Consider the following 20,180-nt stretch of genomic DNA (forward strand, 5'->3'; position numbering starts at 1 on the left):
CCGCCGACTCCTGTGCAGGTGGCAGGCTGTGCCCCGTGAGGTATCGCGAGTTCTGGCAGCTGGTGGACGAGGTCCTGGGCGCCGCGCACGGGCGAGAGCTCACGCGCGAGCTGGTGCTCGGTGGTCTCGGCCAGCGCACGGCGATCCAGGCGCTCGAAGAGAACGAGGAGCCCCGCAACGTCTGGCACGCCCTGTGCGACGAGCTCCAGATACCCGAGAACGAGCGTTGGGGCGCGGACGCCCGCCGCCCGGCGCCACCCCGGTCCTGAGGAGAGACACACACGATGACGTCCCCGACCGGCAGGCGCGTTCGCGCGTGGGTGCCCACATTGCAGGACATCGGCGAAGCCGTGCTCACGCTCGTCACCACGACCCTGGGCCTCGCGGTCGCGGTCTGGCTCATCGACGGCGTGCGGTCAGACTCGCCTGCCTCGATCCTGGCGGCGGCGGTCGTCGTCGCCCTCGGGGACCTCCTCCTGGGCGCTCCGCTGCGCTTCCTTGCGCGTCGGGGCAGCGCCGTCCTCGCCCTGGGTCTGGGCCTGCTGGCGCAGATCGCGGTGCTGTGGATCGCGCTCGCGCTCGTGCCCGGGATCGACGCGGACAACCTCGGCGACGTCCTGGCCGTCCTCGTCCTCACCGCGATCGTCATGGCGATCGGCCGCTGGATCATGGGGGCGAACGACAGCGACTACGTCATCTCGGTGGTCGTGCGCCGTGCCCGCCGCCAGGCCCGCCGCAAGGGCATCGTCGAGCCGGCCGACGGCACGCCGCGTGCGGCCGGGATGCTCGTCGTCCAGCTCGACGGCGTCGCCCTGCCGGTCCTGAAGGAGGCCATCGAGGCGGGGTTGGCGCCGAACATCCAGCGCTGGATCACGGCCGGCGACCACGTGCTGGAGGAGTGGTGGGCGCGCATCCCGTCGACCACGCCCGCCAGCCAGGCAGGGCTCCTGCACGGCGACTCCGGCCAGATCCCTGCGTTCCGCTGGTGGGACCGGGACCTCGGGCGCCTCGTCGTGACGAACCACCCGGAGGACGCAGCGCTCGTCGAGGCGCGGTTGAGCACGGGCAAGGGACTGCTCGCCGGTGGTGGGTCCGCGATCTCGACCATGTTCTCGGGTGACGCGGCGACCGCCTACGTGGTGATGAGCCGCTCGCGCACCAAGGGTCCGGACGGTGGCCTGGGCCCGGGTCCGGCCTACGTGCGGTTCTTCGCCAGCCCGTTCGTGCTCGCACGTGCGGTCACGGTGTCGGCGGGCGAGATGCTCAAGGAGCTCTACCAGGCGCGTCGTCAGCGCGTGCGCGACGTGCAGCCCCGCATCTCCCGAGCCGGGTGGTACGTGGTGCTGCGCGGCATCAGCAACGTCCTGCTGCGGGACCTCAACACGTCGCTCATCGCCGAGGCACTGCTGCGCGGGGACCCGACCGTCTACGTCGACCTCGTGGACTACGACGAGATCGCGCACCACGCAGGACCCACCCGACCGGAGTCGCTGCGTGCGCTCGAGGGCCTCGACCGCGTGCTCGGCACGCTCGAACGCGTCGTCGCCGTCGCACCGCGCGACTACGAGATCGTCGTCCTGTCCGACCACGGGCAGGCGCTCGGCGCGACCTACGAACAGCTCGGTGGCGAGACGCTCCTGGACACGGTCCGTTCCCTCATGGCCGAGCCGGCTGCGGACGGCGTCGACAGCGGTACCGGCGAGGACTGGGGACCGCTGAACGCGCTGGTCAACAGCGCTCTGAACCTGTCCCGCGGTGCCGCCGTGCTCGGCCCGGACCAGGGTCGTCCCAAGCAGCAGGACGCCGACGACCTGCCCGACGTGGTCACGGTCGGCTCCGGAAACCTCGGCCTCGTGTGGTTCCCGCGGGTCGACCACCGGCTGACCCTCGAGGAGTTCCAGGAGCGCTGGCCCGGCCTGGTCACCGGTCTGGCCGAGCGGGAGGGCGTCGGGGTGGTCGTCGTCGACACCTTCGACCGCGGGCTCGTCGCGATCGGACCGCGCGGGCTGGTCCTGCTCGAGCAGGACGACGCGAAGCCCGAGGGGGAGGACCCGTTGCTGCCGTACGGTCCGCGCGGACGGCCGGACCTCATGCGGGCGGCCCGGCTGCCGCACACGGGTGACCTGCTGCTCATCTCCACGGTCGGCCCGACCGGCCACGTGCACGCGTTCGAGGGCCAGGTCGGCTCGCACGGCGGCATCGGTGGGGCACAGAACCATGCCTTCCTGCTGCACCCGTCGCGCTGGGCGATGGACGACGGGCTGCGTGAGCCGGTGGGCGACGACGAGATCCTGGTCGGTGCCGAGTCCGTGCACGAGCAGCTGATCCGGTGGGCGGCCGCGGAGGGACTTCGGCCGTGACCGTGTCCCTGCGCTGGCTGGGGCACGCGAGCACGGTGCTGGACCTCGACGGAGTGCGGCTCCTCACCGATCCGCTCCTGCTGCGCCACGCCGGGCTGCTGCGCCGACGAGGTGCCGCGCCGCGGCGGTCCGACTGGGAGGGGGCCGCGGCGGTCCTGCTCTCCCACCTGCACCACGACCACGCCGAGCTCGGCTCTTTGCGGCAGCTGCCGGGCACGCCGGTGCTGACCGCTCCGGCCAACGCGCGCTGGCTCCGCCGCCGGGGCGTCGAGGGTGCGGCAGGGCTGCCCGATCATGACTGGTGGGACGTCCCGGGTTCCTCCGTGCGGGTGCGCCTGGTGACGGCCGTGCACGTCCACCGTCCCATGCCGCACCGGCCCAACGCCGCGAACGGGTTCCTGATCAGCACGCCGAGCTACCGGATCTGGTTCGCCGGCGACACGTCACCGTTCGGCGCGATGGCGGACCTCCCGGCGCTCGCGGGCGGGCCGATCGACCTCGCGCTCATCCCCGTCGGCGGCTGGGGGCCCCGGCTGTCCGGCGGGCACATGGATCCCGTGCAGGCCGTGCACGCGTGTGTCACCGCCGGCGTGCGCAGCGCGGTCCCCGTGCACTGGGGCACGCTGCACGCACCGGTGTCCCGACGCCTGCCCCCGGGGTGGATGGACCGCGCGGGACCCGCGTTCGCGGCAGCCGCAGCGCGGGAGGCACCGGGGCTCGAGGTGCACGCGGTCGAGCCGGGAGAGCAGCTGGTGCTGGCGTAGCGACACTCGCGGCGTGTCGCGTGCGATCGAACATCTGTTCGGTATGGTGGGCCTGCGAGTGAGCGACCGAGCCGTCCACAGCCCCCGCCAGCACCTGCTGGATCACGGGGACGGGGCGGCCAGGTCGGGATGTCGGTGGTCGGACATAGCGTCACTCGTGACAAGACCAGCCCCCGTACCGCAGCAGCTGCTGCTCGAGACAGACGAGGTCGCACACATGGCCGCACCACAGGATCGCGAAAAGGCCCTCGAGGCAGCACTGAGCCAGATCGACCGCCAGTTCGGCAAGGGATCGATCATGCGCCTCGGCGACGACGGGCGTGCCCCCGTCGAGGTGATCCCCACCGGTTCCATCGCGCTGGACGTCGCGCTCGGAATTGGCGGGCTGCCCCGCGGCCGCGTCGTCGAGATCTACGGTCCGGAGTCCTCCGGCAAGACGACGGTGGCCCTGCATGCGGTCGCCAACGCGCAGCGCGCCGGCGGCATCGCGGCCTTCATCGACGCCGAGCACGCGCTCGACCCCGAGTACGCCAAGAGACTCGGCGTGGACACGGACGCGCTGCTCGTCTCGCAGCCGGACACCGGTGAGCAGGCGCTCGAGATCATGGACATGCTGATCCGCTCCGGTGCCATCGACATCGTGGTCATCGACTCGGTCGCGGCGCTCGTGCCCAAGGCCGAGATCGAGGGCGAGATGGGTGACAGCCACGTCGGTCTGCAGGCGCGGCTCATGTCGCAGGCGCTGCGCAAGATCACCGGCGCGCTCAGCCAGTCCGGGACCACGGCCATCTTCATCAACCAGCTGCGCGAGAAGATCGGTGTGTTCTTCGGTTCGCCCGAGACGACGACCGGTGGCAAGGCGCTCAAGTTCTACGCCTCGGTGCGCCTCGACATCCGTCGCATCGAGACCCTCAAGGAGGGCACGGAGGCGGTCGGCAACCGGACCCGCGTCAAGGTGGTCAAGAACAAGATGGCGCCGCCCTTCAAGCAGGCGGAGTTCGACATCCTCTACGGCGTCGGCATCTCCCGCGAGGGAAGCCTCATCGACATGGGCGTGGAGCACGGCTTCGTGCGCAAGTCCGGTGCCTGGTACACGTACGAGGGCGACCAGCTGGGCCAGGGCAAGGAGAACGCCCGCACGTTCCTCAAGGACAACCCGGATCTGGCCAACGAGCTCGACAAGAAGATCAAGGAGAAGCTCGGCATCGGGGCACGGCTCGACGCTCCAGCCGACGCTCCGGCGCCTGTCGACTTCTGAGGCTCCTGACGCATGACGTTCGGTACGAGCCGGCAGGGGCGGCGCGGCAACGAGCCGCCCCTTGCCGGCGCGGCCGCACAGGACGCCGAACCGGACCAGGAGTCCGTGGCGCGCGCGATCGCGCTGCGGCTCCTGACCGGCGCCGCTCGCAGCCGTGCTCAGCTCGCCGACGCCATGGCGCGCAAGGACGTCCCCGAGGCGGTCGCCGAGAAGGTGCTCGACCGGTTCACCGAGGTCGGGCTGATCGATGACGAAGAGTTCGCGCGGATGCTCGTGCGGACGCGGCACGCCGAGCGGGGCCTGTCCCGGCGTGCGATCGCGGTGGAGCTGCGTCGCAAGGGGATCGACGACGAGCTGGCCGGCGCGGCGCTCGAAGAGGTCGACAGCGACGACGAGGAGACGGCCGCGCGGGCACTGGTCCGCCGCAAGCTGGCGTCGACCTCGACCCTGGACGCGCAGACACGGGCGCGGCGCACCTACGCTGCGCTCGGGCGCAAGGGGTACCCGCCCGGGTTGGTGTCTCGGCTGGTGCGCGAAGAGCTGGCCGCCATCGGTGCCGCGGGCGAGGATCTCGACGACCTCGGGACCATGTCCTAGCGTCCTGATCGCACAGGGGCCTAAGTCATCCGGTTCGCCCGGGTGGCGGACCAACAAAGCATGGCCCCACCTGGGCGACAATGGGCGTCAGCGAAGGCACCGGCGAAGCGCCCGGAAGCGCGGACGACTACCGAAGGATGACTCAGTGGACTCAGGCGCACTGGCCACGGTCGTCGGCCTGCTCGGCGCCTGCCTGGTGGCCCTCGTGCTCGTGCTCGTCGCCCGTCGCGAGGCTGCCATCCAGCGCGCTCGGGCGAGCGAGGACGTCGCGACGATCAAGGACGAGGCTCGTGCCTTGCTGGCCGACGCCGAGCGTCGTGACCGACGTGCCGCCGAGCGCGAGCAGGTGCTGGCCGACGAGCGCACGGAGGTCGAGGAGCTGCAGCGCAAGACGCGAGCCCGCGCCGAAGCGGTCTCCGAGGACCAGCGCGAGACGGCCAGGCTGCGCGAGGACGCAGATCGCGAGATCGCGCGTCGCCTGGCGGACGCAGAGTCTGCGGCGCGCGCCGAGCTCGAGTCGGTCTCGGGTCTCACCGCGGACGACGCACGTCACGAGCTCACCCGGCGCATCACGACACAGGCGGAGAACGACGCGGCCGCGCAGGTACGCCGCGCGGAGGCCCAGGCCCGCCGCACGGCCGACGCGCGAGCTCGTCGGATCGTCACGACCGCCGTGCAGCGACTCGCCCTGGCGACCAGCTCGCAGTCGGCGATCGCGGTCCTGCCGCTGCCGTCCGACGACATGAAGGGCCGCATCATCGGCAAGGAGGGGCGGAACATCCGGTCCTTCGAGGCGCTGACCGGCGTGAACGTGCTCGTGGACGACCAGCCGGGTTCCGTCGTGCTGTCCTGCTACGACCCCGAGCGCCGTGAGGTCGCAGAGGTGACGCTCGAGGCACTCATGGCCGACGGCCGCATCCATCCCCAGCGCATCGAGCAGGCGTACGCCGAGGCGCTCGCGGCCGCCGGGGAGCGAACCGAGGCTGCCGGTCACGACGCCGCGGAGCGCGTGGGCGTCGCCGGCCTGCACCCGACCCTGGTCCAGACGCTCGGTCGGCTCCGGCTGCGCACGAGCTACGGGCAGAACGTGCTCGAGCACCTCGTCGAGACCGCTCTGCTCGCTGCTGCGCTGGCCGCGGAGGTCGGTGCTGACGTCGAGGTCGCCCGGCGCGGCGCACTCCTGCACGATCTGGGCAAGGCGCTGACGTCCGAGGTGCCGGGCACGCACGCGGCTGTCGGAGCGGAGCTCGCGCGACGGAACGGTGAGTCAGCCGCCGTCGTCAACGCGATCGCCGCGCACCACGACGAGGTCCCGCCGGAGACGGTCGAGGCGGTGCTGGTCCAGGTCGCCGACGCGATCTCGGCGGCTCGCCCGGGCGCTCGTCGTGAGGAGCTCGACCAGTACGTCGAGCGCATCGACAAGCTCGAGCAGCTCGTCGCCGCCCACGCCGGGGTGCGACGGGCACTTGCCATGTCTGCCGGCCGAGAGGTGCGCGTCGTCGTCGAGCCGTCCGAGGTGGACGACTACGCACTGCCGCAGCTCGCGGTGGCGATCGCGCGGCACATCGAGTCCGACCTGGCCTATCCGGGCGAGATCAAGGTGACCGTCGTGCGCGAGATCCGCGCGAGCGCGACTGCGGGCTGACGCTCCTCACCGTGCGCGGCTGCGGCCTCCTCACGGAGCCCAACCACGGCCGCCTCGCCGAGCGCGACTGCGGGCCGACGCCCGTCACCGAGCGCCCGGGCCGACTGCCAGTCCTGGGGCCTCGGCCCGTGGCCGACCCGCGGTCCGGCCCCCGACGCGCTGGGCCAGGAGGCCGGCCAGTCGGGTCAGCGCGTAGTTGATGACGATGAACATGGCAGCGGCGACGATCAGCGCCTGCAGGATGTTGCCGCCGCCGGAACCCAGTCGCCGGGCGGCGTCGAGCAGGTCGGGGTACGTGATGATCGAGCCGAGGGCGGTGTCCTTGAGGATGACCACCAGCTGGCTCGCGAGCGCCGGGAGCATCGCGATGAGCGCCTGCGGGACCTCGATCAGTCGCAGCGACTGGCCCGGTCGTAGCCCGACCGCGAGGGCCGCCTCCCGCTGCCCGCGCGGCAGGCTGTGGACGCCGGACCGGATGAGCTCGGCGAAGACCGAGCCGTTGTAGAACGTCAGCCCGAGAACGACGGCGACCAGTGGCAGGTCGGCAGGCTCGACGACGTGCAGGCGCGCGATGCCGAGGTAGAAGAAGATCATCATCAGCAGGACCGGGACGGCCCGGAAGAACTCGACGACCGCCCCGCTGACTCCGCGGACGAATGCCGAGCGGGAGAGCCGCCCGATGCCGAACACGGCGCCGAAGATGCTCGAGGTCACGATCGAGATCCCTGCCGCCTTGAGCGTGTCGACAAGCCCGGGCAGCAGGAAGTTCTCCCAGGCCCGTGAGCCGGCGAACGGGTTCCACAGGCTCGCCTCGAGCTGGCCCTTCGCCGCCAGCGCCCGCAGCAGGAGGAACGCGATCCCGGCCACGACGATGGCGCCGACGACGTTGATCCACACCATCCGTCGACGTGCCCGTGGCCCGGGGGCGTCGAAGAGCGGGGAGTCGGTCATCGGACCACCGCCAGGCGTCGGGACAACGAGGTGGTCAACAGCCCGACGGGTACGACGAGGACGACGAACCCGAACGCGAAGGTCAGGAAGATCGCGATGATCACGTCCGGCCTGAACTCGATCATCGTCTTCATGAGCCCGGCGGCCTCCGCGACGCCCGCAGCGGCCGCGACGGTCGAGTTCTTGATCAGGGCGATGAGCACGTTGCCGAGCGGCGCGATGGACCCGCGGAACGCCTGGGGCAGGATCACGAGCCGTGCGGCGGGAAGGAAGCTGAGCCCGATCGCCCGGGCGGCCTCGGCCTGGCCGATCGGCACCGTGTTGACGCCGGAACGCAGGGCCTCGCAGAAGAAGGCGGCGTGGTAGACGGTCAGCGCGACGACGGCGAAGCGGAAGAAGTTCGTCGTGAAGTCGGGCGACAAGGTCCAGCGGAGCTGCCCCCAGAGTCCGAGCACCGTGAACACCATGATGATCGTGAGCGGCGTGTTCCGGAACACGGTGACGTACGCGGACCCCGCCCACCGCAGGCTCGGCACGGGGGAGATGCGCATGGTGGCCAGCACCGTGCCGAGCACGAGGCCGAGGATCCCTGCGTAGAGGGTGAGCTGGATGTTCACCCAGAAGGCAGCGGCGACGTCGAACTCGTCGAACAAGGACAGGAACTGCTCGAGAAACCCGTCGTCCACCGACCCTCCTTCTCGGTCAAGGCCCCCACCCCGGAAGCCGTGTCGTCGAGGCGTCCCGGAGGTCCGTGGTGGACCTCCGGGACGCGGCGGTCAGCTGCAGGCGGCGGGCTCGGGCGGGTTGAGCTCCGTGTTCGCCTCGTAGCCCGACGCACCGACGTTGTCGGCGAGGAGCTGATCCCAGGTGCCGTCGTCGACCATCTTGGTGATCGCGGCGTTGATCGCCTCGCACTTGTCGCTGCCCTTGGGGAGACCGACACCGTAGTTCTCCTCGGAGAACGGGTTGCCGACGACCTTGACCTTGCCCTTGTTCGCGGGCACGGCGGCCAGACCGGCCAGGATGATGTCGTCCGTCGTGACGGCGTCGACCGATCCGGCCGTGAGGGCGGTCACGCACTCGGCGTACCCCGGCTGCTCGAGCAGGTTCGTGCCTGCCGCGTACTCGTCCTTGATGCGCTGCGCCGACGTGGACCCGGTCACCGAGCAGAGGTTCTTGCCCTCGAGGTCCTCGGGTCCCTGGATCGAGTCGTCGTCCGCCGCGACCAGGAGGTCCTGGCCGGCGACGAAGTAGGGGCCGGCGAACGAGACGACCTCCTTGCGCTTGTCGGTGATCGAGTACGTCGCGAAGATCATGTCGACCTGCCCGGTCTCCAGCAGGTTCTCCCGCTGGGCAGACGGTGACTGCACGAACTCGATCTGGTCCTCGCCGTACCCGAGCTCGTTGGCGACGTACTTGGCCACGTCGACGTCGAAGCCGGTGTACTCGTCGCCGTCCTTGAAGCCGAGCCCCGGCTGGTCGAACTTGATGCCGATGCGGACGGTGCCCTCGGCTCCACCGCTGCTCTCCGACGCGTCGCCCGTGGAGCCGGCGTCGCCCGAGTCGTCGTCACTGCTCGAACAGCCCGCGAGCGCGAGCATCGCTGCGGCAGCGATCGCTGTGATCCGTCGTCCTGTGCGCATCGTCGATTCCCCTTTGTGTGTGTGTGTTGCGCGGTGTCGTTTCGGGTCTTCTCAGTGGGTCAGGATCTTGGACAGGAAGTCGCGGGCCCGGTTGCTCGTGGGGGCGGTGAAGAACGTCTCGGGGTCGGCTTCCTCGACGATCTGCCCGCCGTCCATGAAGACGACACGGTTCGCGGCACGGCGCGCGAAGCCCATCTCGTGCGTGACGACGAGCATCGTCATCCCGTCCTTGGCGAGCCCGACCATGACGTCGAGCACCTCGTTGATCATCTCGGGGTCCAGGGCCGAGGTCGGCTCGTCGAAGAGCATGACCTTCGGCTGCATCGCGAGGGCGCGCGCGATCGCGACGCGCTGCTGCTGGCCTCCGGACAGCTGTGCGGGAAGCTTGCTGGCCTGGTCCGCGACCCCGACCCGCTCCAGCAGCTCCATGGCCGTCGCGCGCGCCCTCGACGTCTTGACGCCCTTGGCCTTGACCTGTCCGAGCACCACGTTCTGCAGCACGGTCATGTGCGCGAACAGGTTGAACGACTGGAACACCATGCCGACGTCGGCCCGCAGCCTGGCGAGGTCTCGGCCCTCCTGAGGGAGGCTCCGGCCGTCGACCTCGATCGTGCCCGAGTCGATGGTCTCGAGGCGGTTGATCGTGCGGCAGAGCGTCGACTTGCCGCTGCCGGAAGGGCCGATGATGACGACGACCTCACCGCGAGCCACGGTGAGGTCGATGTTCTGGAGGACGTGCAGGGATCCGAAGTGCTTGTCCACGCCTCTCAGCGAGACCAGCGCATCGTGTGCGTGCACAGGCGGGGGCGCCGCCGGAAGGTCCGCCATCCAGACACGTTAGGACGGATCGCCCGACCTCGCACGGTGGGGAAAGGGGCTCGTCGAGGGCGAAGGCCGAGAACGCCCCGGTGCCCGGGGCGTTCTCGGAGCTCGTCAGCCGTTGAAGATCGGGACGGGACTGCCGTCGGCGTAGAGGTTTCCGGTGACTGTCCTGTTGGTCAGGACCGTGTCGATCGCGATGGCAGCAGACGGCCCGCCGCTGCGCGGCGCCTCCCAGATGTTGTCCTCCAGGACGAGCACCGAGAGCCCGAGCGAGGGAGCCGTCGCGTTCAGGGTGAAGACGCCACCCGTGAACCAGGAGCGGCGCGCGGTCAGGCAGACCCGGTCCTGGCACGAGCCGCTCGGCGTCATCATGATCGCGCTGATCTGCGTGTGCTGCGGGGGCGTCGGGTCGGACTGCTCGAGGGAGTGGTAGCCGTCGAACCGGCACCCGTCGATCAGGATGTCGTCGTCGGGACCGACGTTGCCCTGGCACTGGATGACGTCGTTGTGCGTCACGTCGCGGTTCCCAGCGACGTCCGGCTTGAACTGCGAGAGCTTCTCCGCCCAGGTGCCGATGATCTTCACGTCGACCGACGGGTCCGGGTCGTCCTGGAGGGCGAACGCCGCGAACGCGTCTGTGCAGCCCCAGACGTGACACTGCTCGAGCCGGTAGCGCTTGTACCCGATGCCGTTCCAGTAGGACGACTCCGTCTGCGGGTTGATGTCGCAGTACCGCAGCACCGTCCCGCTCGAGTCGGAGAACACGTTGATGAGGTTGGAGCCGGTCGTCCGTTCGGCGGGGCCGCGAAAGACGCAGTTCTCGAACTCGAAGCCCTGCCCGTCGATGGTCACGAGGTTCTCGAAGATGGTGTCGACGATCGGCTCCGTCGCCGTCCCGGTGAAGGTCGTCGGGGTCGTGACGACGTTCGTCGGGTAGGGGCGGATGATGCCCGCACCTACTGTCGTCTCGTCCGGGTAGGTCTCGCCGACCACGAACGGCGGTGGCGGGTTCGTCCCGGGCTCCGGCGGCTCGACCTTGACGCGCAGGACGCCCTTGATGGACAGCCGGATCGAGCCGGTGACCTGTCCTATGAACGTGGCGCTCACGGGCAACGAGGTCTCGGAGACCGGGATCAGGTCGCTCATGATGCATCACCGACGGCGCCCGTGGCGTCGTCCCCGCTACGGCGGGCGAGCACAGCCGCCTCCGCATGTTCCGTGCACAGTCGTGTCATTCTCATCGTGCGTTCCCCCTGTTTGTGTCGACATCACAGGCCTTCTGCCCGAGATGGCATGGCGGGTCGGGAATGTCGCGCCGACGGCGCCACCGTTGATCGGGGCGACAATGTCCCGACGTGGTCCCGGGCTTTTTGGCGATCTGCACAAGCGTCCAGAAAGAAATCCCCGGTGGACGGCTATTCCGCAGACGGGCTCGGCGCCCGGACGCGGTCCTGGGCAGCGTCGAGACGCCGCTGACCTGCCCTGGCATGGCGCGTCGGTGCGCGCGGCCGGTCGGCCCTCCACGGCTCGACCCACCCCATGATCATGACGACCGCACGGTACGCAACGGTGAGGTCGGAGCTTTGGGGACGCGCGGTCCCCGGATTCTTGTGAACTCCCAGAATCGGACCGGCACGTCAATCGATTGCTTGAGGCGGCGGCGCCCCAGAACATTCCCCCATATGTGCATGCTAGTCAGAAATGTTCGACTCCGTATAGCCATGATCCTCAGGTCCGGAGACCGGCCGTACCCTTGACGGTGATGTCCACCAGCCCGCTCCCCACCACCGAGGATGCCCTCGGTGGATCTGCCGTGCGCACCTACGTGGTCAAGACGCTCGGTTGTCAGATGAACGTGCACGACTCCGAGCACATGGCGGGGATGCTCGAGCAGGCGGGCTACGTGGCGGCCAGCCCGGCCGACGCGGCGGCCGAGGACGCCGACGTCATCGTCATCAACACCTGCGCGGTCCGGGAGAACGCAGCCGACAAGCTCTACGGCAACCTGGGCAGGCTCGCCGGTACGAAGCGTGCACGCCCCGGCATGCAGATCGCCGTCGGCGGCTGCCTCGCGCAGAAGGACCGCGCGGGCATCGTCGAGCGAGCGCCGTGGGTCGACGTCGTCTTCGGCACGCACAACCTGGACGTCCTGCCGGTGCTGCTCGAGCGTGCCCGCCACAACGCCGAGGCGCAGGTCGAGATCGAGGAGTCCCTCAAGGTCTTCCCGTCCACGCTGCCGACGCGCCGCGAGTCGGTCTACGCGGGCTGGGTGTCGATCAGCGTGGGCTGCAACAACACCTGCACGTTCTGCATCGTGCCGCACCTGCGCGGCAAGGAGCGCGATCGCCGGCCGGGGGAGATCCTGGCCGAGGTCGAGGCGCTCGTCGGGCAGGGTGCCGTGGAGGTGACGCTGCTCGGGCAGAACGTGAACTCGTACGGCGTCGGCTTCGGCGACCGAGGCGCGTTCGCCAAGCTCCTGCGGTCCGCGGGCACGGTCGACGGCCTCGAGCGGCTGCGGTTCACATCGCCGCACCCGGCCGCGTTCACCGACGACGTGATCGAGGCGATGGCGCAGACCCCGACCGTCATGCCGCAGCTGCACATGCCGCTGCAGTCGGGCTCGGACCGCATCCTGCGCGCGATGCGTCGCTCGTACCGGTCGGACAAGTTCCTCGGCATCCTCGACCGTGTGCGCGAGGCCATGCCCGACGCGGCGATCACGACCGACATCATCGTCGGCTTCCCCGGTGAGACCGAGGAGGACTTCGAGGAGACGCTGCGCGTCGTGGAGGCGTCCCGGTTCGCGTCGGCGTTCACGTTCCAGTACTCACCCCGTCCGGGCACCGCGGCGTTCGATCTGCCCGACGAGCTGCCCAAGGCCGTCGTGCAGGAGCGCTACGTCCGGCTCGCCGCACTGCAGGACCGCATCTCGCTCGAGGAGAACAGGGCGCAGGTCGGGCGGACCGTCGAGGTGCTGATCGCCGAGGCCGAGGGACGCAAGGACGGCGCGTCGCACCGTCTCACGGGCCGTGCTGCCGACAACCGGCTGGTCCACCTGGCTGTGCCCGAAGGCGGTGAGGTGCCGCGTCCCGGGGACCTGGCCAGCGTCGACGTCACCTATGCCGCGCCGTACCACCTGGTCGCGGACTCCGCGCTGATGCCCGCTGGCCGGTTCGCCGTCCGACGCACGCGAGCGGGCGACGCCTGGGAGCGCAGGCAGGGTTCCGACGAGGAGCACAGCCACGGCGGTGCGGCAGACGCGTGCGGGACCGGCGGTCCGGCGGGCCCCGTCGTGCTCGGTCTGCCGACGATCGGCCGTCGCTAGCCGAGGCTCCCGATCCAGAGCTCGTCGCTGCGCCAAGCAGCAAGGCGAGTTGGCGTCACCGTCCGTGCGGGTCAGTTGTCCGGGACGTCCGGAGGTGTGACGTCGTCGCGGGGGAGCAGCGACTCGAGCGTCGAGAACATCTGCACTCCGGTGCCCAGCCCGCACGCCAGCAGCTGGGCCAGCTGCAGGTCGGTCACGCCCGGCTCGAAGTCCGCGGACACCTCGCTGTACAGCGCGAGGACGCCCTCCTCCTCGCGCAGGTACGCCTTGGGCCAGATCCGCTCGCGGTTCCAGTCGTTGACGGCGAGAGCGGCCCCGGCGCGCTGGTCGAGAGGGAGGCTGCGGTGCCACCGGCCACGGACCTGCAGGATCTCCTGCTGCTCACCGAGCATCAGGAACCAGAACCGGCTGCCGTCCCAGGTGCCCGTGAGGTCCCCGTCGTCGTCGACGACGAACCGGTACCCACGCCCGACCAGGTAGTCCGCGATGCGTTCGCGCGTGAGCACGTGCGGCGGCTCGTCGCCAGGGATCGGCTTCTTGGTCGGCTTGGGCAGCCCGCCGAGCACGCGCAGCAGCCAGCCGGGGCCGCTCATCGCTGCACCCCGCTCGCGAACGTGCGGGCGAAGACGCCCTTCGGAGGGCTCACGGGCTCACCCCCGCAGGGTCCGGGTACCGCTCGTCGAGCGCGTCGAAGAACATGCTCCCTGTCGAGAGGCCGCAGAAGAGCATCTGGCTGAGCTGGGCGTCGGTGGCGCCGTGCTCGAGGTCCGTCGCGACCTCGGACACCACGTGGATGCGGCCGTTGTCGCGGACGCGGACGTAGGCCTTGGGCCAGATGCGGTCGGCATTCCACTCGTTGCAGATGTCGAGCACCTCCTCGAGACGCTCGATGGCGACCTCGCGGTGCCACTGACCGCGGATCTGGAGGATCTCGGAGTCTTCGCCGAACAGGAAGAAGTAGAAGAGTCGCCCGCGCCACAGGCCACCGAGGTCGCCGTCGTTGTCGACGAAGTACGAGAACGAGTTGTCGGTCATCCACGCCGCGATGCGCGCGGGCGACACGTCCGACGGCAGGTCCGAGGCGGGTTCCGCAACGCCGAGCTCCTTGGCCAGCAGCTCGGCGACGCGGTCGTGCAGCTCCTCGTCGTCCGTCGGGATCGGTGTGACCGGACGGGTGCTCGAGGGGCGTGCGGGTCCGCGGAACCAACGCCGCGCACGATCCCCGAACGAGCTCATGCGCACGACCATACCGGCGCCTCGGCCGGATGTCGGGCGCAGTGAGCAGAGTCCCATCGTCTGGCCGCTACCGTCGGGGGATGCTCGTCGCTGCCGCCCTCGTGCCCGAAACGGCACTCCTGGTCGAGGGTGCGGCTGGGTCCGCGGACCCGGTCCAGGGGCTGCGCGCGGCCGCGCTCTCGGCGATCGCTCAGGTCGTCGGCGCAGAGCCCGACGTGGTCGTGATCGTCGCGCCCGGCGCCACGGACAGGATCCTGGGCGGTCCGGTCACCAGCTCGCTCGCGGCGGCCGGGGTTCCCGACGCCCTCGTGCGCTGGCCGACCCGCGAGTTCACTCTGGCGGATGACGCGACCGGCGCAGGGCAGCCGTCCGTCGCTGCCGCGGTCGCGCTCCACCTGCTCGGGCAGGTCGGCACCTCCGCCGCGGTACGGGTCGTCGAGGTGACGCCTGCGCCGGGTGCTTCCGCACTCTCCGACCTCGGGCGTTCCCTGGCGGACGCGGACCGGCGCACGGTGCTCGTCGTCGTCGGATCGGGCAGCGGCCGGCACGGACCGGACGCTCCGCTCGCCGACGACGAGCGCGCACCGGACTACGACCGCGCGCTCCTGGCCGACCTCGCCGACGCCGGCCCGCAGGCCCGCGCCCGCCTCTCAGCCGCGGAGCCCGCACTGGCCGCGGCGCTCGCAGTCCGTGGCTGGGCACCCTGGCAGGTGCTGCTCGGGGCTGCAGGCGACGCGCGCGTGGAGGCTCGGCTGCTCGCGGACGAGGTCGTCTCGGGCGCTCAGCACGCGGTCGTCGTCTGGACCCTGCGCACTGCCTGAGGCGCCTGCGCCGGTAAGGTCTGCGTACCCACCACCTGCCTGCGGCGAGCCGTCGCGGACCGATCCGACGAGGTACCGATGTCTGTCGAGAGCACCGAGCCCACCCTCCCGCCCCTGGCGATCGCGCGCGTCGCGGCCCTGCTCGACGCCCAGGCCGCGAAGTACGGGACGGACGACGACGGTGACCTGTTCGCCGCCTGGGACGGGAACCCGTTCTGGTTCATGGTCGTGGGCAAGGACAGCACGTACCTGCAGATCCGCGGTCGCTGGGGTCACACGGTCCCGCGCACCGAGCTGGGCACCATGCTGATCGCGTGCAACGAGTGGTCGCAGCAGATGCTGTGGCCGAAGGTCTACGTGAAGGCGGACGACGAGGGCGTCGCCGTCTACTCCGAGCTCACGATCGCCTGGGACCACGGCGTCACCGACGAGCAGCTCGACCTGCAGCTGTCGACGAGCATCGGGTCGTCCCTGGGCTTCTTCCGGGAGATGACCAAGCGGTTCGTGCCCGAGACGCCGAGCGCACCCGTCGCGTACCACGACCCCGCGCGGCCCACCGCAGAGTGACGCTCGTCGTCGCGGTCGTCGGGCCCACCGCGACCGGCAAGTCGGACCTCGGCCTGGCGCTCGCGGAGAGCCTGCGCGGCGAGGTGGTCAACGCCGACGCCATGCAGCTGTACCGCGGCATGGACATCGGCACGGCCAAGCTGCCCGTCGACGCCCGCCGCGGCATCCCGCACCACCTCCTGGACGTCCTGGACCCCTACGAGGACGCGTCCGTCGCCGACTACCAGGAGCGTGCACGGAGGGCGTTCGACGAGATCGAGGCTCGGGGGCACCGGTCGGTCGCCGTCGGAGGCTCGGGGCTCTACCTGCGGGCCCTGCTCGACCACATGGAGTTCCCCGGGACGGACCCGGACGTGCGGGCGGCGCTCGAGGCGCGCGTCGAGGCGGAGGGTGCGCGGGCCCTGCACGCCGAGCTCGCAGCGGTCGACCCCGTCGCCGCAGCCGGCATCGGTCCCCGGAACGCCCGCCGGATCGTCCGGGCGCTCGAGGTCATCGCACTGACCGGCCGTCGCTACTCCGCCTCGCTGCCGCAGCACGTCTACGAGGTCCCCGCGGTGCAGATCGGCCTCGACTGCGACCGTGCCGTGCTGGACGCGCGCATCGAGCTGCGGGTCGGCCGGATGCGGGAGGAGGGTCTGGTCGACGAGGTGGAGGCGCTGGTCGCCTCCGGCCTGGGGCGCACCGCGTCGCGAGCCGTCGGGTACGCGGAGATCCTCGCGATGCTGCGCGGTGAGCTGTCGGTGGACGAAGCCTTCGACGCGATCGCGGCGGGAACGCGACGGCTCGCCCGCAAGCAGATGGGCTGGTTCGGTCGGGACCCCCGTGTGCACTGGCTGGACGCGCAGGACCCGGAGCTGGTCCCGAAGGCGCTCGCGCTCGTCGCGGCCGCCGACGCGGGCGACCTGGGGCTCGCCACCGAGGACCCGGCACCACGACGTAGCCTGGGCTCATGACCGCGGTGGCGACCTCGACGCTGCACGTGACCAAGGGTCACGGGACGCAGAACGACTTCGTGCTGCTCGACGACCGCACCGGCGCCGTCGACCTGTCGGCTGCCCTGGTCCGCGAGCTCGCCGACCGGCGTGCGGGAGTCGGCGGCGACGGCGTGATCCGCGTCATCGGTTCCGAGCACCTGCCCGAGGGCGTGGCGATCCTCTCCGAGGAGCCGCGCGCGCGCTGGTTCATGGACTACCGCAACGGCGACGGGTCGGTCGCGGAGATGTGCGGCAACGGCGTCCGGGTGTTCGCAGCGTTCCTCGAGCGCCTCGGCCTGTGGGACGCGGCGGACGGTGAGCTGGCGCTCGGTACACGGGCAGGCGTGAAGCGCGTCCGTCGGGTCCCGGTGCCTGCCGGCATCGGCGACGACGTCTGGTACGCGGTCGACATGGGCCCGTGGTTCCTGCCGGGTGGCGACGAGGCCTCGTCGAAGGGGTTCGACGCCGAGGTCCTGGTCGCGGCGATCGACGTCGCCCGTCCGGGTCTGAGCGTCGACCTGGGCAACCCGCACGTCGTGCTCGCGCTGCACGACGAGGACGAGCTGAGCACCGCCGACCTCACCCGCGCACCTGCCGTCACCCCTGTACCCCCGAACGGCATCAACGTGGAGCTCGTCGTCCCCCTGGGCGAGGACCGCGCCGAGGACGGCACGTTGCGGGGTCGCGTCCGCATGCGCGTGCACGAGCGCGGCGTCGGGGAGACGCGGTCGTGCGGCACCGGTGCCTGCGCCGCGGCGCTGGCGGTCCGGACGTGGGCCGGCCCCGGGGCACCCGACGTGTGGCTCGTGGAGGTTCCGGGAGGGACGGTGCGCGTGACGGTCCTGCCGAGCGGCAACGTCGAGCTCGCCGGCCCCGCGCTCCTCGTCGCGACGGCCGACGTCGACCTCTCTGCCCTGCGATGAGGCTGACCGCCGACGAGCTGGGCATCGTCCTGGGGGAGCGCGCGACGATCGTGCAGTTCTCCAGCACGTTCTGCGCGCCCTGCCGGACGACCAGGCACGTGGTCCAGCGTGCCGTCGCGACCTCTGACGCCGTCGCGTACCTCGACCTCGACGTCGCCGACCACACGGCGCTCGGCGAGCGGCTGGGCATCGACGTCACGCCGACCGTCCTGGTCCTCGACGCCACCGGGGCGGTCGTGCGTCGCGCCGCGGGCGTCCCGACGTTGGCTCAGGTCCGCAGTGCGCTCGCCGCGGCCTCGTCGGCGGTCACCTCGGCCTGACGCGCCCCCACGCGCGGAGCGACGATCGCCGCCCCGCACGCGAACACGAGGGCGACCACGAGGCTGGCCGTGAACGGCACGTCGGGCCCCGCGACGGCCGCGAGCGCGGTCGTGAACGCGAGGCCGGTGAGCGCCAGTGCGAGCGCGGCGCCGATCGAGTCCGCGATGGACAGTGCCGAGCTGTGCGTGCCCTGGCTGCCGGGCGACGAGTAGGCCAGCACGAGAACGGTGAGCCGCGCGTAGATCAGCCCCATGCCGGCGCCTGCGACCGTCCAGCTCCCGATCGCGAGGGCGGGCGGCAGATGCGCGGCCACGACGAGCGTCACGCCCGAGACGGCGACGACGAGCAGTGCCGCGCCGAGAACGATGGCGCGTCGGCTGGGCAGCCGCTCACCGAGCCGACCCTGCACCCAGGACGTCCCCGCCCAGGCGACGGCGCCGAACGTCAGCGCGATGCCTGCGGTCGTGGGCGAGTACCCGTAGCGGTCCGTGAGCACGTACGGCAGGTAGACCTCGGCGCCGGAGAAGCCCCCGGCGACCAGTGCGCGGGTCGCGATGACGGCGGGCAACCCCCGGGCACCCCGGAGCGTGCCGGTGGGCACGAGCGGACGCAGAGCCACGACCGCCGCCAGTGCCATGAGTGCAGCCACGACCACCGACCAGGGCAGGCGGACGTAGACGGCGAGGTTGAGACCGAGGACGGCGGCCGCGGCGAGCGTCGCCCACGCGAGCCGGCCGCGGCGAGCAGCCTCGGCTGGTGTCTCGGGCGCGCCGATCGAGCGGACCGCAGGCATGAGGACGAGCGATACCGGGACCACCAGGACGGCGACACCGACGAACACCCAGCGCCACCCGAGATGCTGCGCGACCGCTCCCGCCGCGAACGGGCCGACCATCGACGGCAGCACCCAGGCGGCCGAGAACCCGGCGAACACGCGCGGGTGCAGCAGGGCCGGGTAGAGCCGCGCGACGATCACGTACAGCGCGACGGTCATCGCACCACCGCCCAGGCCCTGCAGGAGCCGCCCGAGCACCAGGACCCACATGGTCGGCGCGAGCCCGGCGACCACGAGACCGGCCGCGAACAGGACGACGGCCAGCGACAGGGGTGCACGCGGGCCGTGCCTGTCGCACCAGGTCCCCGCCACCACCATCCCGATCACGCCCGTGGCCAGCGGACCCGCGAACGCGAACGCGTACAGGGAGGTGCCGTCGAGGGCGTCGGACACCGTCGGCATCACCGTGGTCACCGCGAACGCCTCGAACGCGACCAGGAAGATCAGGACGCACATGCTCCACGTCGTGCTGCGGAGCCGACGCCACTCGGCCGCGGTGTCGACGCTCACGACACCCTCAGGACGCGGAACCCCTTCGCGCTCGCGGTGCGCTCCACCGTGACCGGGAGTGCGTCGGCGAGCCAGCGCTGCAACGAGTCCGCGCCGAGGTTCTTCCCGACGACCAGCTGCGCCTCCCCGCCGTCCGCGAGCCGCGGCAGCCAGCGCAGCAGGAGCTCGTGCAGGGCCGCCTTGCCGACGCGGATCGGCGGGTTGGACCAGATCGCGGCGAACGTCACGTCGTCGGGGACCTCGTCGGGACGCACCGCGTGGACGTTGGCGACGCCCACCCGCTCGGCGTTGCGCCGTACGAGGTCGAGCGCGCGCTCGTTGACGTCCACGGCCCACACCCGGGCACCGGGCGACTCCAGCGCGAGCGTCAGGGCTATGGGTCCCCAGCCGCAGCCCAGGTCGAGCAGGTCGCCCGCAGCGGGCGCCGCGGGCGCGTGGTCGAGCAGCACCCGGGTGCCGAGGTCCACGTGGTCGGGGGAGAAGATGCCGCCCGCGGTCTCCACCTCGAGGTCCCGGCCCGCGAGGTGGACGCGCAGCACCCGGCGCTCGTCGGCGGACGCGGGCTGGGCGGTGAAGTAGTGGTCGTGCTGGCTCACGGCGCCGACCCTACCGACCTTCGACCCGCGCC

General features: G+C 71.3%; 21 protein-coding genes. 12 read left to right on the forward strand and 9 right to left on the reverse strand.

Annotation, left to right across the window (positions count from 1 at the left end; all coding sequences use genetic code 11):
- The first annotated feature begins 35 nt into the window (after positions 1 to 35).
- The 6 genes from AC1DPN_RS18355 (at position 36) to rny (ending at position 6,624) form a co-directional block, all read left to right on the forward strand.
- On the forward strand, positions 36 to 269 hold the full coding sequence (locus AC1DPN_RS18355; RefSeq protein ID WP_477086216.1) for a DUF3046 domain-containing protein: 234 nt from the start codon (positions 36 to 38) through the stop codon (positions 267 to 269).
- Positions 270 to 284: 15 nt separating this feature from the next.
- Complete coding sequence (locus tag AC1DPN_RS18360) at positions 285 to 2,360, forward strand: alkaline phosphatase family protein (RefSeq protein WP_477086217.1); 2,076 nt, start codon at positions 285 to 287, stop codon at positions 2,358 to 2,360.
- Complete coding sequence (locus AC1DPN_RS18365; RefSeq protein WP_477086218.1) at positions 2,357 to 3,124, forward strand: MBL fold metallo-hydrolase; 768 nt, start codon at positions 2,357 to 2,359, stop codon at positions 3,122 to 3,124. Before AC1DPN_RS18360 ends, AC1DPN_RS18365 begins: the two co-directional genes overlap by 4 nt.
- Positions 3,125 to 3,341: 217 nt before the next feature.
- A complete protein-coding gene (recA, locus tag AC1DPN_RS18370; RefSeq protein ID WP_477086219.1) occupies positions 3,342 to 4,382 on the forward strand; it encodes a recombinase RecA in 1,041 nt (346 codons plus the stop codon).
- A 12-nt stretch (positions 4,383 to 4,394) separates the two neighbouring features.
- Entirely contained in the window at positions 4,395 to 4,979 is a 585-nt protein-coding gene (locus AC1DPN_RS18375; RefSeq protein ID WP_477086220.1) for a regulatory protein RecX, read from the forward strand.
- Between the two features lie 145 nt (positions 4,980 to 5,124).
- Positions 5,125 to 6,624, forward strand: coding sequence for a ribonuclease Y (rny, locus tag AC1DPN_RS18380; protein WP_477086221.1), 1,500 nt, complete (start codon positions 5,125 to 5,127; stop codon positions 6,622 to 6,624).
- Positions 6,625 to 6,708: 84 nt separating this feature from the next.
- Here rny and AC1DPN_RS18385 read toward each other — a convergent pair whose 3' ends face one another.
- From AC1DPN_RS18385 to AC1DPN_RS18405, 5 genes are all read right to left on the reverse strand, one after another.
- Complete coding sequence (locus AC1DPN_RS18385; RefSeq protein ID WP_477086222.1) at positions 6,709 to 7,575, reverse strand: amino acid ABC transporter permease; 867 nt, start codon at positions 7,573 to 7,575, stop codon at positions 6,709 to 6,711.
- Positions 7,572 to 8,261, reverse strand: a complete 690-nt coding sequence (locus AC1DPN_RS18390) for an amino acid ABC transporter permease (RefSeq protein ID WP_477086223.1) — start codon at positions 8,259 to 8,261, stop codon at positions 7,572 to 7,574. The genes AC1DPN_RS18385 and AC1DPN_RS18390 overlap by 4 nt, the downstream gene beginning before the upstream one ends.
- 90 nt (positions 8,262 to 8,351) lie before the next feature.
- Entirely contained in the window at positions 8,352 to 9,218 is an 867-nt protein-coding gene (locus AC1DPN_RS18395; RefSeq protein ID WP_477086224.1) for a glutamate ABC transporter substrate-binding protein, read from the reverse strand.
- 51 nt (positions 9,219 to 9,269) lie between these two features.
- Positions 9,270 to 10,046 (reverse strand): amino acid ABC transporter ATP-binding protein, encoded by a 777-nt coding sequence (locus tag AC1DPN_RS18400; RefSeq protein ID WP_477086225.1) that lies wholly within the window; start codon positions 10,044 to 10,046, stop codon positions 9,270 to 9,272.
- A gap of 105 nt (positions 10,047 to 10,151) precedes the next feature.
- Complete coding sequence (locus tag AC1DPN_RS18405) at positions 10,152 to 11,186, reverse strand: hypothetical protein (protein WP_477086226.1); 1,035 nt, start codon at positions 11,184 to 11,186, stop codon at positions 10,152 to 10,154.
- Between the two features lie 616 nt (positions 11,187 to 11,802).
- Between AC1DPN_RS18405 and miaB the strand changes: the two genes are divergently transcribed.
- The gene (gene miaB, locus AC1DPN_RS18410; RefSeq protein WP_477086227.1) at positions 11,803 to 13,365 is read left to right on the forward strand and encodes a tRNA (N6-isopentenyl adenosine(37)-C2)-methylthiotransferase MiaB; all 1,563 of its coding nucleotides are present in this window, start codon (positions 11,803 to 11,805) and stop codon (positions 13,363 to 13,365) included.
- 71 nt (positions 13,366 to 13,436) lie between these two features.
- Here the strand turns inward: miaB and AC1DPN_RS18415 are convergent, their stop codons facing one another.
- Complete coding sequence (locus tag AC1DPN_RS18415) at positions 13,437 to 13,958, reverse strand: type III secretion system chaperone family protein (protein ID WP_477086228.1); 522 nt, start codon at positions 13,956 to 13,958, stop codon at positions 13,437 to 13,439.
- 49 nt (positions 13,959 to 14,007) lie between these two features.
- Positions 14,008 to 14,601 (reverse strand): type III secretion system chaperone family protein, encoded by a 594-nt coding sequence (locus AC1DPN_RS18420; protein WP_477086229.1) that lies wholly within the window; start codon positions 14,599 to 14,601, stop codon positions 14,008 to 14,010.
- 80 nt (positions 14,602 to 14,681) lie between these two features.
- On the opposite strand from AC1DPN_RS18420, the gene AC1DPN_RS18425 reads away from it, so the two are divergent.
- The 5 genes from AC1DPN_RS18425 (at position 14,682) to AC1DPN_RS18445 (ending at position 18,206) form a co-directional block, all read left to right on the forward strand.
- On the forward strand, positions 14,682 to 15,422 hold the full coding sequence (locus AC1DPN_RS18425; protein WP_477086230.1) for a class III extradiol ring-cleavage dioxygenase family protein: 741 nt from the start codon (positions 14,682 to 14,684) through the stop codon (positions 15,420 to 15,422).
- 78 nt (positions 15,423 to 15,500) lie between these two features.
- Positions 15,501 to 15,989, forward strand: a complete 489-nt coding sequence (locus AC1DPN_RS18430; RefSeq protein WP_477086231.1) for a type III secretion system chaperone family protein — start codon at positions 15,501 to 15,503, stop codon at positions 15,987 to 15,989.
- The gene (gene miaA / locus AC1DPN_RS18435; protein WP_477086232.1) at positions 15,986 to 16,942 is read left to right on the forward strand and encodes a tRNA (adenosine(37)-N6)-dimethylallyltransferase MiaA; all 957 of its coding nucleotides are present in this window, start codon (positions 15,986 to 15,988) and stop codon (positions 16,940 to 16,942) included. Before AC1DPN_RS18430 ends, miaA begins: the two co-directional genes overlap by 4 nt.
- Positions 16,939 to 17,886, forward strand: a complete 948-nt coding sequence (gene dapF / locus AC1DPN_RS18440) for a diaminopimelate epimerase (protein ID WP_477086233.1) — start codon at positions 16,939 to 16,941, stop codon at positions 17,884 to 17,886. Before miaA ends, dapF begins: the two co-directional genes overlap by 4 nt.
- A complete protein-coding gene (locus AC1DPN_RS18445) occupies positions 17,883 to 18,206 on the forward strand; it encodes a thioredoxin family protein (RefSeq protein WP_477086234.1) in 324 nt (107 codons plus the stop codon). Before dapF ends, AC1DPN_RS18445 begins: the two co-directional genes overlap by 4 nt.
- On the opposite strand, the gene AC1DPN_RS18450 is transcribed toward AC1DPN_RS18445, so the two are convergent.
- A complete protein-coding gene (locus AC1DPN_RS18450) occupies positions 18,155 to 19,552 on the reverse strand; it encodes an MFS transporter (RefSeq protein WP_477086235.1) in 1,398 nt (465 codons plus the stop codon). The two genes, AC1DPN_RS18445 and AC1DPN_RS18450, sit on opposite strands and share 52 nt — an antisense overlap.
- Entirely contained in the window at positions 19,549 to 20,148 is a 600-nt protein-coding gene (locus AC1DPN_RS18455) for a class I SAM-dependent methyltransferase (RefSeq protein WP_477086236.1), read from the reverse strand. The genes AC1DPN_RS18450 and AC1DPN_RS18455 overlap by 4 nt, the downstream gene beginning before the upstream one ends.
- Positions 20,149 to 20,180: the final 32 nt, after the last annotated feature.

Source organism: Cellulomonas sp. P4_H4 (assembly GCF_056400865.1).

Excerpts from the sequence above, each read along its gene's own strand:
- AC1DPN_RS18360 (WP_477086217.1), top strand. The coding sequence starts at position 285 with ATGACGTCCCCGACCGGCAGGCGCGTTCGCGCGTGGGTGCCCACATTG.
- recA (WP_477086219.1), top strand. The coding sequence starts at position 3,342 with ATGGCCGCACCACAGGATCGCGAAAAGGCCCTCGAGGCAGCACTGAGC.
- AC1DPN_RS18375 (WP_477086220.1), top strand. The coding sequence starts at position 4,395 with ATGACGTTCGGTACGAGCCGGCAGGGGCGGCGCGGCAACGAGCCGCCC.
- AC1DPN_RS18385 (WP_477086222.1), bottom strand. The coding sequence starts at position 7,575 with ATGACCGACTCCCCGCTCTTCGACGCCCCCGGGCCACGGGCACGTCGA.
- AC1DPN_RS18395 (WP_477086224.1), bottom strand. The coding sequence starts at position 9,218 with ATGCGCACAGGACGACGGATCACAGCGATCGCTGCCGCAGCGATGCTC.
- AC1DPN_RS18400 (WP_477086225.1), bottom strand. The coding sequence starts at position 10,046 with ATGGCGGACCTTCCGGCGGCGCCCCCGCCTGTGCACGCACACGATGCG.
- AC1DPN_RS18405 (WP_477086226.1), bottom strand. The coding sequence starts at position 11,186 with ATGAGCGACCTGATCCCGGTCTCCGAGACCTCGTTGCCCGTGAGCGCC.
- miaB (WP_477086227.1), top strand. The coding sequence starts at position 11,803 with ATGTCCACCAGCCCGCTCCCCACCACCGAGGATGCCCTCGGTGGATCT.
- AC1DPN_RS18415 (WP_477086228.1), bottom strand. The coding sequence starts at position 13,958 with ATGAGCGGCCCCGGCTGGCTGCTGCGCGTGCTCGGCGGGCTGCCCAAG.
- AC1DPN_RS18420 (WP_477086229.1), bottom strand. The coding sequence starts at position 14,601 with ATGAGCTCGTTCGGGGATCGTGCGCGGCGTTGGTTCCGCGGACCCGCA.
- AC1DPN_RS18425 (WP_477086230.1), top strand. The coding sequence starts at position 14,682 with ATGCTCGTCGCTGCCGCCCTCGTGCCCGAAACGGCACTCCTGGTCGAG.
- AC1DPN_RS18430 (WP_477086231.1), top strand. The coding sequence starts at position 15,501 with ATGTCTGTCGAGAGCACCGAGCCCACCCTCCCGCCCCTGGCGATCGCG.
- dapF (WP_477086233.1), top strand. The coding sequence starts at position 16,939 with ATGACCGCGGTGGCGACCTCGACGCTGCACGTGACCAAGGGTCACGGG.
- AC1DPN_RS18445 (WP_477086234.1), top strand. The coding sequence starts at position 17,883 with ATGAGGCTGACCGCCGACGAGCTGGGCATCGTCCTGGGGGAGCGCGCG.